The following is a 14,131-nucleotide window of genomic DNA, read 5'->3' as shown; positions in this document are numbered from 1 at the left end:
GATCAATAAATTGTACGGATAATTCCCAGGCTAGGGGAGAACGGCAGCTAAACTAAGCTCAAATAAGTATGAAAAAGCGGATTGCAATTCATACAGCGCTGCCGCAAGATCCCCACCTTTTTGAGGCCAGATCTATGTACCGCATCGTTGAGGAAAACGAAGAGTTTGTACTGATCGACAAGTTGCCGGGTTTCTCCGTACACAAAGACCAGGAAGACACAGGGCTGACGATGCAGCTCAAGGCTGACCGTGGTTATGACGAACTGATGCCCGTACACAGGCTCGATAAGGTGACCTCCGGTTTGATGTTGTTTGCCCGCAATCATGCCGCTGCCTCCGAACTCTCCCGCGCGTTCAGCGAACATCTGGTTGAGAAGTACTACCTGGCGTTGTCGGACCGAAAGCCGAAGAAAAAACAGGGCGCCATTATCGGGGATATGACCCGTGCCCGCCGTGGAGCCTGGCGTCTGGCCAAGACCCAGATCAGGCCCGCCGTTACCCAGTTTTTCAGTGCTTCTTTGAAGCCGGGCATCCGGTTGTTTTTGCTAAAGCCCCTGACCGGCAAAACTCACCAGATCCGCGTTGCTCTGAAAAGCATCGGTGCACCAATTATTGGTGATCCGCTTTATCACGAACAGACTGATAGCCCGACTGATCGCACCTATCTACACGCCTACAGCCTGAGCTTCCCCTTCAAGGGGGAAAACTACCGCTTCACGCGCCCGCCGGAGGTTGGAGAGCTGTTTGACCAGGATTGCCGTGACCTGATCGCAGAAGAGTACGCTGAGCCCTGGGCGCTGATATGGCCGCGCATTCAGCAGCACCTGCCCGACGGTGAGGATGCTGGTAGCCGCAAATAGATCACAGTATGATTGGCGTCTTCTGAAACATAGCCGGAGTTGAGCGATGAGCGAACGCATTGAGCGCGATTTTTTTGCCCGTGACGCAGAGGAGCAGAAAGCTTTTCTGGAGCAGACATGGTGCGATAACTGTATGGAAGCCAACCTCGGCATGGGTGAACCGGTTGAGTACGAACTCAACGATACCGTTTTCATCGAAGGCAAGTGCAGCAAGTGTGGCGAGGTCATTGTGACCGAGCTGACCGACGAAGACTTCTGATCGCGATTGGTTACAGAGAATAGCAATACCGTGTCCGACTTTGATAACCGCTTTGGTGGCACCCGCCGCCTGTATGGCAATGATGCCACTGAGTTGTACCGTCGCTCCCACGTCTGTGTGGTCGGCATCGGCGGTGTGGGATCTTGGGTAGCAGAGGCACTTGCCCGCACGGCGATCGGCAGGATTACCCTGATCGACCTGGATGATATCTGCATTACCAACACCAACCGTCAAATCCACGCACTGGACGGCAATATCGGCCGCTCCAAGGTGGAGGCGATGGCAGAGCGTATGCGCCTAATCAACCCGGAATGCCAGATCGATGAGGTGGAAGACTTCATCACCCGTGACAATATTCCCGAACTGATCACCAACGACTTTGATTACGTAGTGGATGCAATTGACAGCGTGAAAGAGAAAGCTGCGCTGATCGCCCACTGCAACCGCCGTAAGATTCCGATTGTCACTGTGGGTGGCGCTGGTGGTCAGACCGATCCAACCCGCGTGGAAGTGGCGGATCTGTCCAAAACCTCCCAAGATCCGTTGGCGGCCAAGGTGCGCAACTACCTGCGTCGGCATTACGGTTTCAGCAAGAGCGGCCGTCGTTTCGCGGTGGAGTGTGTGTACTCCTCCGAGCAGCTGGTTTATCCACAACCGGACGGTTCGGTGTGCCAGCAGAAAAGTATTACCGACGGTAATACCCGTCTCGACTGCTCCGGTGGTTTTGGGGCGGCAACCTGTGTCACAGCAACCTTTGGCTTTGTGGCTGTATCACGCGTTCTGAAAAAGCTCGTCGAGCGCGCTGAGCGGCAAGGCAAACTCTGATCTTTGCCGGGAACGGCACCCCGTTGCCGTTCCCAAACGTGCGTTTTAATTCCTCCCTTTCCATTCCTTTTATTGCTCAATAACTTAGCAATCTGGCCTGGGATTTGCTGCGTCACCTTTACCTGATCCGGAGGTGATGTATGCAACTCAACAGACCGATGCCCGTTTTATCCACCGAACCGTTCCGCTTTGATCCGCTGCAGCAGGACCGCGGATTTGCTCAGATGTTTCAGCAGGAGATGGCGGTGAGAAGTACCACTGAAACAGAGGCCAACGCCGTGATGGCGCTGACCGGCGCAGAAGAATCACTGTTGAGTCATTGGGAAATTCCGGACTACAAGAGGATCTTCAATGCCCCGGAAGCGGTTATGCGGGAAACGGCGGCGGACTTCGAGCGCTTTGAAGAGCGTGCCCGCCAGGTAGCCCACGAGATGATGCGCTACGACATCCAGGCGATGGTGGATATCCGCTTCGGTGTCGGCGGCATTTCCACGCGTCTGGAAGATGATTTCCTGATATCTGATCTATCGATGATGCAGCTGTGGGGCGTCGAGCAGCAGATATTTGGCTGGGGGCAGAGCAACAGCCGCTTGCTGCAAACGATTACCGGACTGGGCGTGAAACACAGTCTGGCGATGGCAGTCAGTGCACTTGAACGCGAGCAGGGCACTAACCGGCAACAGGCGTCCGCAGCCGGAATGCTGGACGACTATGTGCGTCAATTGATGCTGATGGCCGGCAGTAGCACGGGATTTAATGCTGTCATGCCTTACCAGCTAGGGACACAGGGGTGTGACCTGAGCTGTGCCTTGGGCGGAGAGTTTAACCCCCGCCAGGCTTCACCTGCAGAGCTGCGTGGGGCGGCACAGTTTCTGTTTCAGCAGGGCCGTGTGGGGATTGAAACGTTTTCTCTTATGACACACGCCCATCAGCTGTTGGGTCTGGAGCGGGATGGAGGTGCTGTAGGAAACACCAGTGAAAAAGTGGATTGGGTGCGCGCTTTTGATGATTTCTTAGCACAGGCACCGTTGTACGGTATGGCACGTACGCAGGTGCAACTGACACGAGAATCGCTGCAGAGCCTGTCTGTAAACAAACCTGTAATCTGATCCTGCTGTTTTAACTGATAGTTAAGTTAGCGCCTGGATAGATCAGCAGCAGGCGCTAATTAATAATTGAATAGGCATTCAGGTTTGTACTAGTCTAGCGCTATTATTCGAAGATTCTTAGGATGCTTGGCTGTGCAGGCGCTCAAAAAACGAGCTGATTTTTTTATCCTGATTATCAGTGCTGTGTTCGGAGCGGCCATTTTCCTTGGGTTGTTTTTTCTTATCAGTGCCGAGGCGACGGAAAAGCAAAAAACATCGGCTTCCCGTGTGCTGACCATGATCGAAGGCGTGTTTGACGACACCGTCATGGCACTCGATTCCCTCAATACAGAAACCTATTCCAGATGCACCAACGTTACGCTGTTGCGTATGCGTCAGGCGGTCTTTCGTTCACAGCTAATCAAGGACGTGGGCTATTTTGAAGGCAAAGACCTGGTGTGTACCACCGGGTTGGGTATTCTTCCTGCTCCGTTCTTTGGTTCCTATCCCACATTCAAAGCGAAGGCGTTTGATGTGTGGATCGAACACGAGTTGATACTGTTTGACGAGGCGTATCACGCAATCCTCCTAAAAAAGGGTGACTTCAACGCGGTATTGCGCCCGGAAGACCTGGAGAGTGATATCCCCTCGGAATACCAGTGGGAGATCTCCCTGTTTGGCAATAACACCTACTACCATCTGCTGGGCCAGAAACAGCTGATCGCGGATGTGGACAGCGCTCCGTCGGCGCCACTGGCCATGGTGCGGGACTATAAAGTGTGTAGCGTTATGCACCCAGTCTGTATCGCGTCACGCCTGACTCCAAGTCAGTTTATTCGTCTCTACGAATCGTCCATTGTGTTGATCAGCGCGCTGGCTTTCCTATCGTCGCTCTGTCTCTTCGTCTTTCTGAAGCGTGCGCTCGCCCGTTACCTGTCTCTCTCTGCACGGGTGCAGCGAGGATTTCGTAGTGGCTCGTTTTATGCGCAGTTCCAGCCAATTGTGGATCTGACCTCCGGACGTGTGATTGGTTGCGAAGCGTTGGCACGCTACCAGGATTCCTCTGGCCTGCTGTTCCCGGATCAGTTTTTGCCGGTAATTAAACAGCAGGGGATGACCTGGGCATTTACGAGTTTTATGCTGCGCGATGTGGCTGAACGACTACAGAGTATTGGGCCATTACCCGATCAGTTCAGGCTCAGTGTGAACCTGTTTCCCCAGGATATCACCGAACAGAACGTGAATTGCCTGATCAAGAATGATTACTTCCGTGGTATGAACGTGCAACCGATCCTTGAAATCATCGAGGATGCGGAACTGCACGATACCGAGTTTCGTTCGTTGTTTCAGAAACTGACCGATGCCGGTTACCTGATCGCCATCGATGACTTCGGTACCGGCTACTCAAGTCTGGTGCAGTTAAAGAAAACCAACTGCCATATCCTGAAGATGGATCGCAGCTTTGTGACCGACATCGAAGAGGGCAGTATCCGCTCCAGCCTGGTACCGCACATTGTGGCTATTGCTGAAGAATTGGATGCAGTGATTGTCGCTGAAGGGATCGAGAACGATATGCAACACCAAGCCCTAAAGGAGGCAGGGATCCGCTTTGGACAAGGCTGGGCGTTTGGCAAACCGATGCCTGAAGCGCAGTTGAAACAGACACTGCTTCAAACTGAGGCGGGTGAAGTTCAGGTGTCTGAGACCTGTTTACGTTAGAAAGTCAGGTGAAATCGGGGCTGGCATCTGAACCTACCCCGGTATAACCGCTTATGTGCGATGGCGTGGTAATGCCAGCGACAATCCGCTGGTGATCAGCAGGAACAGCGCCGAAACCCACAGGCAGGCTTCCAGACCGTAGGCCTGGAACATCCAGCCGGACAGCAACGTACCTATCAGGCGGCCGGCGGCGTTGGCCATATAGTAGAAGCCTACATCCATCGAAGCGCCATCTTCCTTGGCGTAACTGACGATAAGGTAGCTGTGCAGCGATGAGTTGATCGCAAACAGCACACCAAACAACACCAACCCACCCAGTAATATGAGTTGTGGGCTCCATTCTAGACCAACAGTGATCAGTGCCGGGATTGCCGTGAGCGCCAGCGCCCAGCGTAATGCGCTTATCCCATCCGGATGCTTGCCGCTGCGACGGCCGGTAATCCAGGGGGCTGCGGCTTGTACAAAGCCGTAGGCGATCACCCAGCTGGCGAGGAAGCCACCTACCGCCCAGTGATCCCAGCCAAACACGCTGCTCAGGTAAACCGGCAGGGCAACCACAAACCAGATGTCGCGGGCGCCAAACAGGAACAGGCGCGCCGCAGACAGCTTGTTCACGGCTGGGCTGGTGGAGAACACTTCGGAAAATTTCGGCTTGTTCTTCGCCTTGCCCAGATCCTCTTTCAGCTTGATCAGGCTCATCAACAGAACAAGCGACAAGCCACCGATCATAATCCAGACGGCACCGGCAAAACCCGCCAGCGTGAGCAGGGTGCCACCCAGGAAGAAACCCACCCCTTTCAGGGTGTTCTTGGAACCGGTGAGGAGTGCGACCAGCTTGTACAGATGGCCTTCCACCTGGCCGTCCACTTTGGCCTTGGCCAGCTGCTTCACCGAGCTTTTGGCGCTCATCTTGTTCAGGTCTTTGGCGATCCCCGACAGCGCCTGCGCGGCCATCACCCAGGGCACGGTGAGCATACTGGCCGGCACCGTGAGCATCAGCAAGGCAATGACCTGCAGGCTGAGGCCGATGTTCATGGTTTTGTTCAGGCCGATGCGGGCTCCCAGCCAGCCGCCAACCAGATTGGTAACAACGCCGAAGAACTCGTAAAACAGGAACAGCAGCGCGATCTCCAGCGGGCTGTAGCCAAGCTGATGGAAATGCAGCACCACCAACATGCGCAAGGCACCGTCGGTGAGGGTGAACGCCCAGTAGTTACCGGTTACCAGCAGGTACTGGCGTACCTCCGCTGATAAATTGGAGATAGCGCCGATCATCAACCCGCCGCCATGATGTGTTTCGCCAGCTCAACCGTGCGGTTTACGTAACCCCATTCGTTGTCGTACCAGGCGTAGATCTTCAGCTGGGTGTCGTTCACCACCATGGTGGACAGGGCATCTACGATGCTGGAGCGCGGATCGGTGCGGTAGTCGATCGATACCAGCGGACGCTCTTCATAACCCAGTACACCGTTCAACTCGTTTTCTGCCGCTTCCTTAAACAGCGCGTTCACCTCGTCGATGGTGGTGCTGCGTTCCAGCTCAAACACCATATCGGTCAGGGATGCGTTGGCCAGCGGGATACGCACCGCGTGACCATTCAGGCGGCCTTTCAGGTCCGGGAAGATCTCGGTGATCGCCTTGGCAGAACCGGTGGTGGTTGGAATCAGGCTCATGCCACAGGCACGGGCGCGACGCAGATCCTTGTGGGGGGCATCCAGAATGGTCTGGGTGTTGGTGATGTCGTGGATGGTGGTCATGGAGCCGTGACGGATGCCCAGCTTCTCGTGTACAACCTTGATCACCGGCGCCAGGCAGTTGGTGGTGCAGGACGCAGCAGTCACGATCCGGTGTTCAGCCGGTTCAAACAGGTCATGGTTGATACCCATCACCAGATTCAGCGCGCCTTCCTCTTTCACCGGTGCCGTCACCAGCACACGCTGTATGCCCTGATCCAGGTAGGTGTTCAGCACATCCACTTGCTTGAATTTGCCGCTGGCTTCAATCACCAGGTCACAGCCGGACCAGTCCGTATCGGCAATGGCGCTGTTGCTGCTGAAGCGCAGAGTCTGATCGCCAATCTGGATGTTGTCGCCTTCAGCAGTGGCTTCGTGCCGCCAGGTGCCGTGCACGGAGTCGAAGTTTAGCAGGTGGGCAAAGGTGGCAGCATCACCCGCCGGATCGTTGATCTGTACAAACTCAAGTTCCGGGTAGTCCCAGCCAGCGCGCAATGCCAGACGGCCCATGCGGCCAAAACCGTTAATACCTACTTTGATGCCCATGGATATTCTCCAGAAATATTGGGGTTATATATGAAATTTCACATATGTTATTTGCCATATGTTTTTCTGTCCAGCGTTGTGGTGCCGTTCATCACAAATTCATCTCAATGGTATGAATTGAATGACGGGCTCGCTGAAGTATATACGGCTTATAGAAAGGCGAATGACACGATGCCATGGGGTGTGAGTAGGGCGGTTGGAATTGGGGGCTGTAGATAAAAAGACCCCTCCCTGATGGGAGGGGTAGAATCTGTGTTAACTCTGCGAGTGGACAGAGTTGAAGATGGGATGCGGAAAGTGTTCATCGAAGAGATCACTAAACCACGATTTCAGTATGGTACGGAATGTTGCAGTGCAACACTGTACTTTGGTCTATAAAACAATAACTTTTAATTTTTCTGTCGTTGTTTGTGTTGCAAGTGCTTACTCGACGATCACATCTTCACGGTAGCGGAATGGGTGTGCGTCGTAGGTACCCATGATGCGCACTTCACGGGCAAAGAAGTCCAGCTCCTGCAGCGCGTATTGCATCGATTTCTGGTTTACGTGGCCTTCCACATCCAGGTGGAAGCTGGATACGGTCATGGTGTCGGATGCCATGTAGCTCTCCAGCTTCACCATGTTCACGCCGTTGGTACTGAAACCACCCAGCGCCTTGTACAGGGCCGCTGGAATGTTGCGTACGGTGAACATAATGGTGGTCATGTATTTGTTCTTTGGATCGAACTCCGGCACAACATTGTCGCGGGACAGGATCAGGAAGCGGGTGGTGTTACCGGCTTTATCCTGGAAGTTTTCACGCAGCACCTCCAGGCCATACAGTTCTGCCGCCAAGCTGGAGGCGATCGCTGCATACTCTTTCTTACCGGCTTTCGCCAGTGCTGCCGCAGAACCTGCGGTATCCAGGCTTGCCACCGGTTGCAGGCCCAACTCTTTGGTGTGTTCCAGACACTGTGCCAGTGCTTGTGGGTGGGAAGATACAGTTTTCAGATCTTCCAGCTTGGTGCCCGGCAGGCCCAACAGGCAGTGGTTTACCGGTTCGAAGTGCTCACCCACGATGTGCAGCTGGGTTTTTGGCATCAGGCGGTAGATCTCTTCTACACGGCCGGCAGTGGAGTTTTCCAGCGGAATCATCGCCAGCTCAGCCTTGCCGTCTTCCACCATAAACATCGCTTCTGCAAAGGTTTCGCAGGCATGTGCTTCCATCTCCGGAAAAGCACGGGTGCAGGACAGGTGGGAATACGCGCCGGGTTGGCCCTGGTAGGCGATAATTTTTGCTGAGTCGCTCATGATGTAATCCGTACAACCAAGAATAAAAAGGGGACATATTATCGCACAGGCCCCGGGATAACTGGAAAAAAATTGCCCCTTTGGTAAGGTGGCGACTCCATTCTACATCGAGTTCGTGATGACCCCTGAACGCCAGCAGAAGTTGCTGAGCACGCTGTTGCGTCGCCAGCCGGACCTGACCCTGATCGCCGATCGTGTGCATAAACCCCGCAACCTGGCGGCATTGATCCGTAATGCCGATGCGGTGGGTATCCATGAGATTCACAGTATCAATCCGAAAGAGGGTTATCCGCTCTATCGTGGCACAACACGCGGGTCCGACCGCTGGGTCAAGCTGCGCTGCCATGAGACCTTTCAGGAAGCTGCCGATACGGTACGCGCCAAGGGGATGAAGATCTACGCGGCACACTTGTCTGACAAGGCGGTGGACTACCGGGAGATCGATTACACCGAACCCTGTGCAATTCTCATGGGTGCGGAGAAATACGGTGTCAGCGCAGAGGGGCAGGAACTGGCGGATGAACATATCATCGTGCCGATGATGGGCATGGTGGAATCGCTGAACGTATCCACGGCGGCCGGGATTATTCTGGTGGAAGCCCAGCACCAGCGCATGAAAGCGGGGTTGTATGACGAGTCCCGTCTGCCGCCGGAAGAGCTCGCTTATACCCTGTTTGAATGGTCCAACCCGATTATTGTCGATTTCTGCCGAGAGCGCGGCCTGGCTTACCCGGAATACAATGGGATGGGTGAGATGGTGGATGCGGTTGGCTGGAACAAACAGGTTCAGGCCGGTGAAGCTGCGCGCTTTGAGTGGCCGAAATTCGATTGATTTCAATACAACGGACAGAGTCTGACAGCAGGATACGGAGATAAGGTTTGAAGCAACGGCAGCCACGGCCCATTTACGATTTTATGGTGATTGGCGGAGGCATCCTTGGGATGTCCACCGCGATGCAGCTGCAGGAGGCTTATGCCGGTTGCACGGTGCTGGTGCTGGAGAAGGAATCTGCACCGGCGAAACACCAGACCGGCCGCAACTCCGGTGTAATCCATGCCGGGGTGTACTACAAACCGGGCAGCCTGAAAGCCAAGTTCTGCAAAGAGGGCAACCGGGCGACCAAAGCGTTCTGTGACGCGCACGGCATCAAGTACGATGAGTGCGGCAAGCTGCTGGTGGCGACCGACGCCCTGGAGCTGGAACGGATGCAGGCGCTGATCGATCGCTGCGCGCAGAACGAGCTGGAGATCGAGGTACTGGATCAGCAACAGCTGCGGGCGCGCGAGCCCAATATCAATGGTGTCGGCGCGATCTTTGTGCCTTCCACCGGTATCGTCAATTACGCGGAAATTACCCGCAAGATGGCGGAAGTCGTACAATCCAAAGGCGGCAAGATCCTCTACGAAACCGAGGTGCAGGGGCTGGAGCAGTTTGCCGACCGCATCACCGCGTATGGCCACGATGACCGTTACCACGCCCGTTATATGGTCTCCTGTGCCGGTTTGCAGTCCGATCGCATTGTGCAGATGCTGGGTAAAGAACCGCACTTTCGCATCATCCCCTTCCGTGGCGAATACTACCTGCTGGACCAGGCCCACAATGAGATTGTGAATCACCTGATCTATCCGATTCCTGATCCGGACCTGCCGTTCCTGGGCGTACACCTGACCCGCATGATTGACGGCACGGTAACCGTTGGTCCAAACGCCGTGTTGGCGTTCAAACGCGAAGGGTACGAGCGCAATTCGTTCAGCCTGAAAGAGAGCGCCGAGATGTTGCAGTACCCGGGGCTGTTGCGCTTGCTACGCAAACACTTCCGCGCCAGCCTGAGTGAGCTGAAAAACTCCCGCAGCAAACCGGGCTACCTGAAGTTGGTGCAGAAGTACTGCCCGTCACTGAATGTGGACGACCTGAAGCCCTATCCTGCCGGTATCCGTGCCCAGGCGGTGACAAAAGACGGCAATCTGGTGGATGACTTCCTGTTCGAAAGCACCCAACGCACACTGATTGTGTGCAACGCGCCATCGCCAGCGGCGACCTCGGCAATCCCGATCGGGCAGCATATCGTCGAGCGCCTGTCGCGACAGGTAGATGATGTGTATTGAGTAAGATGTACGAAGTGTCTGTTTGGCTAAACAAGAATGTAGCTACATGCACAGACCAATGAGTCTTTGCTGAATGCAGTCACTTGATACAAAATGACGAAACACTGTTCTGTACATAAGGATTCGTCATGCAGTCGTCGTCAATCACAGACTTTCATGCCAAATATTTCGCTTTTGAACTGACTCGCCAGCGTAGAGGTGGTGATATCGGTCGGTTGGGAAGCTCTCTCTTTGATGCAACCGTTGATCTAAATCCCCACCAAATAGATGCAGCACTCTTCGCACTTCAGAACCCCTTGGTAAAAGGCGTTGTACTTGCGGATGAAGTTGGTTTGGGGAAAACCATAGAAGCGTCTTTGGTTATGGCACAGCTTTGGGCGGAAAGAAAGCGCCATATTGTGGTTATTTGCCCGGCGGCGTTACGAAAGCAGTGGGCGAATGAACTTACTGAAAAGTTTCATCTACCAACGCAGGTTTTGGACAACAAAACTTGGACGCGGCAGCGACAGCAAGGAATAGTCGATCCCTTTGACCAACCTGTTATTTCGATATTTTCCTATCAGTTTGCTAAACGTATGGAGCAGCAGCTTCGTCAGATACCATGGGATCTGGTGGTTATAGATGAAGCACACAAACTCAGAAATGCGCATCAGGACAGCAATGTTATTGGTAACTGCGTTCGTGAAACCTTTGCTGGCTGTAAGAAACTCTTACTAACAGCGACACCGTTACAAAATAGTTTGTTGGAGCTGTATGGACTCTCCACCATCATTGATGAAAACCTTTTTGGTGATAAAACCAGCTTCCGACAGCAATATATGCGCAGTGAGAGTGACCTGTTCGGGCTGAAAGGGCGACTGGAGGAGTTTGTTCATCGGACTTTGCGTAAACAGGTTTTGGAATATGTGCCATATACCGAACGTAAAGCCCATACCTGTGAGTTTGTCCCGTCAGAGGATGAGCTACGCCTGTACTACTCGGTTTCAGCTTATCTGCAGCGCGCAGACAGTTATGGTGTACCGTTACAGCAACGGCATCTTGTTACTCTGGTTGTACGAAAGCTATTGGCGTCTTCTACAGCGGCGGTGTGTAAAACATTGGATAGTTTGCTGAAACGGCTGCGAAAGCTGGAAGAAAAGAGCTGTTTGTCAGCCGCAAATGATGAATGGCCGGATGACCTGTTGGACGATGATTTTGACGATGAACTGCTAGAAGCGGCTGAGGAATCAGCGCAATACAATGTTACGCAGCCTGTTATCCCTATTGATCTGGACAAACTGCGCGGTGAAATTGCCGAACTGGAGCAGTACAGGGCTCTGGCAGGGCTGATCCATGATGATGCGAAAGCGGAAGCGTTGCTAACGGCCTTGTCTCAGGGCTTTGAACAGATGGCGCAACGTGGTGCAGAACGTAAGGCTGTGATATTTACCGAGTCCTGCCGTACCCAGGATTATCTCGCCAGTTATCTGGAGCGCCATGGTTACGGTGGAAAGGTCGCACTGTTTAGCGGCAGTAATAATACCCCAGGTTCCCGTGCAATCTATCAACGCTGGCTGGAAAAAAGCCGGGGCACCGATCAGATTACGGGCAGCCGTGCGGTGGATATGCGCACAGCGATTATCGACCATTTCCGATCTGATGCAGAAATCTTGATTGCGACGGAAGCCGCAGCTGAAGGTGTAAACCTCCAGTTCTGTAGCTTGGTAATCAACTATGACCTGCCATGGAATCCACAACGGGTTGAGCAGCGCATTGGCCGTTGTCATCGTTATGGCCAGAAACACGATGTAGTTGTTATCAACTTCCTGAACACCCGAAATGAAGCTGACCGAAGAGTGTTGGAACTGCTCAGTCACAAGTTTCAGCTTTTTGATGGTCTGTTTGGGGCGTCGGATGATGTTTTGGGCAGTATCGAATCGGGGCTCGATATCGAAAAACGTATTGCAGCCATCTACAACGAATGCCGTGATCCTGTAGAGATACAAGCCGCGTTCGATCAGTTACAGCGAGAGCTGGAAGACGATATAGCCAAGCGGATGGATGAAACCCGCGAAAAACTGTTTGAGCACTTCGACGCTAATATTCACGACAAACTCAAAATCCGTCACGAGGAAGCGCAACAGCAATTGGACCAGATGGGGCGTATGTTCTGGGAGTTAACGCGGCATGTGCTGTCTTCGCATGCGAAGTTTTCGCCTTCAAATTTGTCGTTCGACCTCGTACAGTCACCGAACAGCGTCGCTATATCCGAAGGCTTGTATCAACTGACCAGTAAGGATAAGCACCAGCCCGCATTAGAACACGCTTATACCTATCGCCTAGGGCATCCGCTGGGGGAGTGGGTCTTAGACCGTGGCAGACGACTGGATGCTGTAACTGCTCGGGTGAAATTTAACCTGTCGGCCTTTAGCAAAAAACTTTCTTCTCTGGATGGCTTAAAGGGACAGTCTGGATGGTTGGAGCTGAATCAGCTTCAGCTATCAAGCTTCCAGAATGAAGAGCACCTTGTATTTACCGCATTTACCGATGATGGGCTAATGCTGGACATGGAGCAGTGCAGTGACCTGTTTTTGCTTCCGGGGAACGCGGAATCTGTTGCTGAACAACAACCGCCGCTGATGCTTGCAGAAAATGCCACGCGTCAGCTTGACGCTAAACTGAGTAAGTTGCTGGATGAAAATAATGAATACTTCCAGCGGGAACGCGACAAGTTGGAAGCCTGGGCCGACGATCAGATGAAGTCGGCACAAAAACAGCTTGATGATACCCGTGCCGAGCTAAAACAAGCCAAGAAACTCTCCCGTCAGGCACACACCATTGGTGAACAAAAAGAAGCACAGGAAGCGATCAAGCGGCTAGAGCGTACCCAGCGCCGCCAGCGCCAGGAGATCTTCGATGTGGAAGATGCTATTGAGGCGCGTCGCGACCAGCATATTGATGCTTTAGAACAGCAGATGCACCAGAAAAGCAGTACCCAAAAGCTGTTTACCATCCGCTGGCGAATTGTGTAACCAAGAACACAGCTTCTGTGTTCAGAGGAATATGTCTGTGAGTCGATACGATGTAACAAGCAGTGAAGGCGAGTATCAACCCGGTGGCGAGGAAGGTGTACTTCGGAATCGGCTCGGCCTGACGCTTAAGCAGGACATTGACGACGCAGAAACAGAGCTACTGGACGCACTGTACTTAGTGGTGTTGGAGCAATCGTGGGCCACACTATCTATGTCTGATATCCAGCGATGGCATCGACAGTGGTTGGGCAACCTGTACGATTGGGCAGGTGAAACCCGCACCGTTAATATGAGCAAAGGAGATTTTCACTTTGCCGCTGCGGGTCAGTTGCCTGCACTTATCAAACAGTTTGATAAGCAATACCTAAGTCGTTTTGAGCAGTTACCGGATCTGGCTGATGACGAGGTCGTGAACCTGCTGGCCGAAAGCCATGTGGAATTTATTCTGATTCATCCGTTTCGCGAGGGGAACGGCAGGATATCCCGCTTGTTACTGAACGTGATGGCGCTGAAAGCAGGATTCCAACCGCTGGATTATCAGCTGTGGGAAGAAAACAAAGCGTATTACTTTAAGGCGATACAGGCCGGTGTGGGTGGTGATTACCAGCATGTAGCACGGCTTGTGCGTGATGTACTGGAGCAACAGGCTGGTGAAGACTAGTGCTCACAGAAATTATTGATTCAACAAGTATGA

12 protein-coding genes are annotated in these 14,131 nt (G+C 53.4%); 9 read left to right on the top strand and 3 right to left on the bottom strand.

The features are described from left to right. The first annotated feature begins 134 nt into the window (after positions 1-134). From ACEQ15_RS08975 to ACEQ15_RS08955, 5 genes are all read left to right on the top strand, one after another. Positions 135-860 carry a TIGR01621 family pseudouridine synthase gene (locus tag ACEQ15_RS08975; RefSeq protein WP_370278803.1) on the top strand — a complete coding sequence of 242 codons (726 nt, stop codon included), beginning with the start codon at positions 135-137 and terminating at the stop codon, positions 858-860. A 46-nt stretch (positions 861-906) separates the two neighbouring features. Continuing rightward, positions 907-1,119 carry a hypothetical protein gene (locus ACEQ15_RS08970; RefSeq protein ID WP_370278802.1) on the top strand — a complete coding sequence of 71 codons (213 nt, stop codon included), beginning with the start codon at positions 907-909 and terminating at the stop codon, positions 1,117-1,119. A 30-nt stretch (positions 1,120-1,149) separates the two neighbouring features. After that, entirely contained in the window at positions 1,150-1,944 is a 795-nt protein-coding gene (gene tcdA / locus ACEQ15_RS08965; RefSeq protein ID WP_370278801.1) for a tRNA cyclic N6-threonylcarbamoyladenosine(37) synthase TcdA, read from the top strand. A 140-nt stretch (positions 1,945-2,084) separates the two neighbouring features. Then, positions 2,085-3,053 carry a hypothetical protein gene (locus tag ACEQ15_RS08960; protein ID WP_370278800.1) on the top strand — a complete coding sequence of 323 codons (969 nt, stop codon included), beginning with the start codon at positions 2,085-2,087 and terminating at the stop codon, positions 3,051-3,053. 132 nt (positions 3,054-3,185) lie between these two features. After that, complete coding sequence (locus tag ACEQ15_RS08955; RefSeq protein WP_370278799.1) at positions 3,186-4,751, top strand: EAL domain-containing protein; 1,566 nt, start codon at positions 3,186-3,188, stop codon at positions 4,749-4,751. Between the two features lie 51 nt (positions 4,752-4,802). Here ACEQ15_RS08955 and arsJ read toward each other — a convergent pair whose 3' ends face one another. The 3 genes from arsJ to ACEQ15_RS08940 form a co-directional block, all read right to left on the bottom strand. Then, positions 4,803-6,026: an organoarsenical effux MFS transporter ArsJ gene (gene arsJ / locus ACEQ15_RS08950; protein ID WP_370278798.1), complete on the bottom strand. Its 1,224-nt coding sequence runs from the start codon at positions 6,024-6,026 to the stop codon at positions 4,803-4,805. After that, a complete protein-coding gene (locus ACEQ15_RS08945; protein ID WP_370278797.1) occupies positions 6,026-7,030 on the bottom strand; it encodes an ArsJ-associated glyceraldehyde-3-phosphate dehydrogenase in 1,005 nt (334 codons plus the stop codon). The genes arsJ and ACEQ15_RS08945 overlap by 1 nt, the downstream gene beginning before the upstream one ends. A gap of 423 nt (positions 7,031-7,453) precedes the next feature. Further along, positions 7,454-8,320 (bottom strand): prephenate dehydratase, encoded by an 867-nt coding sequence (locus ACEQ15_RS08940; RefSeq protein WP_370278796.1) that lies wholly within the window; start codon positions 8,318-8,320, stop codon positions 7,454-7,456. Between the two features lie 118 nt (positions 8,321-8,438). Here ACEQ15_RS08940 and trmH point away from each other — a divergent pair, with 118 nt between their 5' ends. The 4 genes from trmH to ACEQ15_RS08920 all read left to right on the top strand — a co-directional run bounded on the left by trmH (position 8,439) and on the right by ACEQ15_RS08920 (position 14,098). Next, on the top strand, positions 8,439-9,152 hold the full coding sequence (gene trmH, locus ACEQ15_RS08935; RefSeq protein WP_370278795.1) for a tRNA (guanosine(18)-2'-O)-methyltransferase TrmH: 714 nt from the start codon (positions 8,439-8,441) through the stop codon (positions 9,150-9,152). Between the two features lie 71 nt (positions 9,153-9,223). Then, positions 9,224-10,426 (top strand): L-2-hydroxyglutarate oxidase, encoded by a 1,203-nt coding sequence (lhgO, locus tag ACEQ15_RS08930; protein ID WP_370278823.1) that lies wholly within the window; start codon positions 9,224-9,226, stop codon positions 10,424-10,426. Positions 10,427-10,554: 128 nt separating this feature from the next. After that, positions 10,555-13,437, top strand: coding sequence for an SNF2-related protein (locus tag ACEQ15_RS08925; RefSeq protein WP_370278794.1), 2,883 nt, complete (start codon positions 10,555-10,557; stop codon positions 13,435-13,437). Positions 13,438-13,474: 37 nt separating this feature from the next. Continuing rightward, a complete protein-coding gene (locus ACEQ15_RS08920; RefSeq protein WP_370278793.1) occupies positions 13,475-14,098 on the top strand; it encodes a Fic/DOC family protein in 624 nt (207 codons plus the stop codon). The last annotated feature ends 33 nt before the right edge of the window (positions 14,099-14,131 follow it).

Origin of the sequence: Pontibacterium sp., assembly GCF_964228735.1 — a bacterium.
GTDB lineage: Bacteria > Pseudomonadota > Gammaproteobacteria > Pseudomonadales > Balneatricaceae > Pontibacterium.
Note: the sequence above shows the minus strand (reverse complement) of the source record. Positions and strands in the feature narration are given on the sequence as shown.

Coding starts and splice junctions, on each gene's coding strand:
- ACEQ15_RS08940 (WP_370278796.1), bottom strand. CDS start 8,320: ATGAGCGACTCAGCAAAAATTATCGCCTACCAGGGCCAACCCGGCGCG.
- arsJ (WP_370278798.1), bottom strand. CDS start 6,026: ATGATCGGCGCTATCTCCAATTTATCAGCGGAGGTACGCCAGTACCTG.
- ACEQ15_RS08975 (WP_370278803.1), top strand. CDS start 135: ATGTACCGCATCGTTGAGGAAAACGAAGAGTTTGTACTGATCGACAAG.
- ACEQ15_RS08960 (WP_370278800.1), top strand. CDS start 2,085: ATGCAACTCAACAGACCGATGCCCGTTTTATCCACCGAACCGTTCCGC.
- ACEQ15_RS08925 (WP_370278794.1), top strand. CDS start 10,555: ATGCAGTCGTCGTCAATCACAGACTTTCATGCCAAATATTTCGCTTTT.
- ACEQ15_RS08970 (WP_370278802.1), top strand. CDS start 907: ATGAGCGAACGCATTGAGCGCGATTTTTTTGCCCGTGACGCAGAGGAG.
- trmH (WP_370278795.1), top strand. CDS start 8,439: ATGACCCCTGAACGCCAGCAGAAGTTGCTGAGCACGCTGTTGCGTCGC.
- ACEQ15_RS08945 (WP_370278797.1), bottom strand. CDS start 7,030: ATGGGCATCAAAGTAGGTATTAACGGTTTTGGCCGCATGGGCCGTCTG.